The 2,745-nt window shown below is 55.2% G+C and carries 1 protein-coding gene; it reads left to right on the top strand.

Features of this window, described 5'->3' with window-relative positions:
- Nucleotides 1–2,409: beta-N-acetylhexosaminidase (locus ACLQ7H_RS18885; protein ID WP_411753990.1), on the top strand; the 2,409-nt coding region annotated here is incomplete at its 5' end.
- Between the last annotated feature and the right edge of the window lie 336 nt (nt 2,410–2,745).

The raw sequence follows: 2,745 nt of genomic DNA, 5'->3' as shown, positions 1-2,745 counted from the left end.
GCGATCTATTTCCACAGCCCGCGCCAAACGTTGAAGGTTGATAACGACCAGTTCAAAATCACCCATCTGACCGGCGATCTGTACAAGCTGGAACCGACCGATAAATTCACCAGCTTCCCGGCCAATCAGGCGGTAGAAATTCCGATTATCGCTGAATACTGGGAACTGTTCCGTACCGACTTCCTGCCGCGTTGGTATGCTACTTCTGGCGATGCTCAGCCGAAGATCCTGTCGAATACTGATACCGAAGATGTTAACCAGTTTGTGGCCCCGTTCACTGGCGATCAGTGGAAACGTACCAAGGATGACAATAACATTCTGATGGTGCCGGAAAGCCGCTTCACCAAGAATCAGGATCTGAAAGTGTTGCCGATGGCATCACTGCGTGGGCAAATTATCCCAACCCCGATGGACGTTAAAGTCCATGCGAAGGATATTGACCTGAGCAAAGGCGTGGCGCTGGAACTGAGCGCCTTGACCAAGCCAGCGGCAGATGCAGCAGCCGAGCGTTTTGCACTGCTGGGCATTGAGAGCCAGGCGAGCGGTTATCCAATCAAGACGGATATCAAGCCAGCGGCATTCAAAGGCGATCAGGCCGTGCCTGGTGCCTACCAACTGAAGATCGGCGAGAAAGGTGCCGAGATCGTCGGTTTCGATCAGACTGGGGTGTTCTATGGTCTGCAATCCATCCTGTCGTTAATCCCTTCGGATGGCAGCAAGAAGATCGCTACGCTGGATGCCAAAGATGCACCGCGCTTCCAATACCGCGGGATCTTCCTGGACGTGGCGCGTAACTTCCACCAAAAAGACGCCGTATTGCGCCTGCTGGATCAAATGGCAGCCTACAAGCTGAACAAATTCCACTTCCACCTGACGGATGACGAGGGTTGGCGCATTGAGATCCCTGGCCTGCCAGAGTTGACCGAAGTGGGCGGCCAGCGTTGTCATGACCTGAGCGAAACCACCTGCCTGATGCCACAATACGGCTCTGGCCCGGCACCGCACGGTGGCTTCTTCTCCCGTCAGGACTATATCGACATCGTTAAATATGCTCAGGCACGTCAGATTGAAGTGATCCCTGAGATCGACATGCCGGCGCACGCCCGTGCGGCGATTACTTCTATGGAAGCTCGCTACAAGAAACTGCTTGCCGAAGGGAAAGAGAAAGAGGCCAACGAGTTCCGCCTGGTGGATCCGACTGATACCTCCAACACCACCTCGGTGCAGTACTTCAACCGCCAGAGCTACCTGAACCCATGCCTGGATTCGTCCAAAAACTTCGTGGACAAAGTGATTGGCGAAGTGGCCCAGATGCACAAAGAGGCCGGTCAGCCGCTGAAAACCTGGCACTTTGGTGGAGACGAAGCGAAGAACATCCGTCTGGGCGCGGGCTATACCGACGTGAAAAACCCGGAAGCGGGCAAGGGCATCCTCGATCTGAGCAAAGAAGACAAGCCGTGGGCCAAGTCGCAGGTTTGCCAAGCCATCATCAAAGACGGCAAAGTGGAAGATATGGAACACTTGCCAAGCTACTTCGGTCTGGAAGTCAGCCAGTTGGTGAAAGCGCACGGCATTGACAGAATGCAGGCGTGGCAGGACGGCCTGAAAGATGCCAAAGACTCGAAGGCCTTCGCGACCAACCATGTGGCGGTGAACTTCTGGGATACCCTGTACTGGGGTGGCTTCGACTCGGCTAACGACTGGGCGAACAAGGGTTATGACGTGGTGATCTCTAACCCGGACTACGTCTATATGGACTTCCCGTATGAGGTCAGCCCGGACGAACACGGTTACTACTGGGGCACCCGTTTCAGCGACGAGCAGAAGATCTTCAGCTTTGCGCCGAACAACCTGCCGCAGAACGCCGAAACCTCGGTGGACCGTGACGGTAACCACTTCACCGCCAAGAGCGACAAACCATGGCCGGGCGCATATGGTCTTTCTGCCCAACTGTGGAGCGAAGTGGTGCGTACCGACCAGCAGATGGAATACATGATTTACCCACGTGCCGTCTCGCTTGCAGAACGTGCATGGCACCGCGCCAGCTGGGAGCAGGATTATAAAGCTGGCCGTGAGTACAAAGGTGGCGAAACCCATCAGGTCGATACCAAAACTCTGGATCAGGACTGGCTGCGCTTTGCCAACCTGATTGGCCAACGTGAGCTGGCCAAGATGGATAAAGCGGGCGTGAGCTATCGCTTGCCAGTTCCAGGTGCACGCATCGTCGGTGGCAAGCTGGAGGCGAATATTGCTCTGCCAGGTTTGGGGATTGAATACTCTACCGACGGCGGCAAACAGTGGCAGCGTTATGACGATAAAGCGCGCCCTGCGGTAGCGGGTGATGTGCAAATCCGTGCGATTAGCCCGGATGGCAAGCGCTTCAGCCGTGCCGAGCCAGTGAAAGCGTAAGTGAGAACTCAGCCTGCCTACGTGTCGGTAGGCGGGCTGAGGTAGTGCGAAGTGAGGGAGAACTGCAATTGTGTTGTTTTAGTCGATCATTTTTCCCCGGGCCTGTCCGGGGATTTTTTTATCTGTAAAGTTTGCGTCCCCTCACCCCAACCCTCTCCCACAGGGAGAGGGAGCTAGAGCGGGGTCGTCGTCATGTATGGGAGATCGTCTGTGATTTCACCTAACAAGGGCATGATTTGAGTCAGATGCGGGAGTTAATCGGTAGCGCATTCGTTGCCGTTCGCTAATAGGAAGCCGAAGTTAGGCACGGAAACAGATTTGTAGCACGTTCTGTCC

The sequence above is a fragment of the Serratia sp. (in: enterobacteria) genome (genome assembly GCF_046715635.1).
Lineage (GTDB): Bacteria > Pseudomonadota > Gammaproteobacteria > Enterobacterales > Enterobacteriaceae > Chania.
This window is presented reverse-complemented; position numbering and strand designations above follow the sequence as displayed.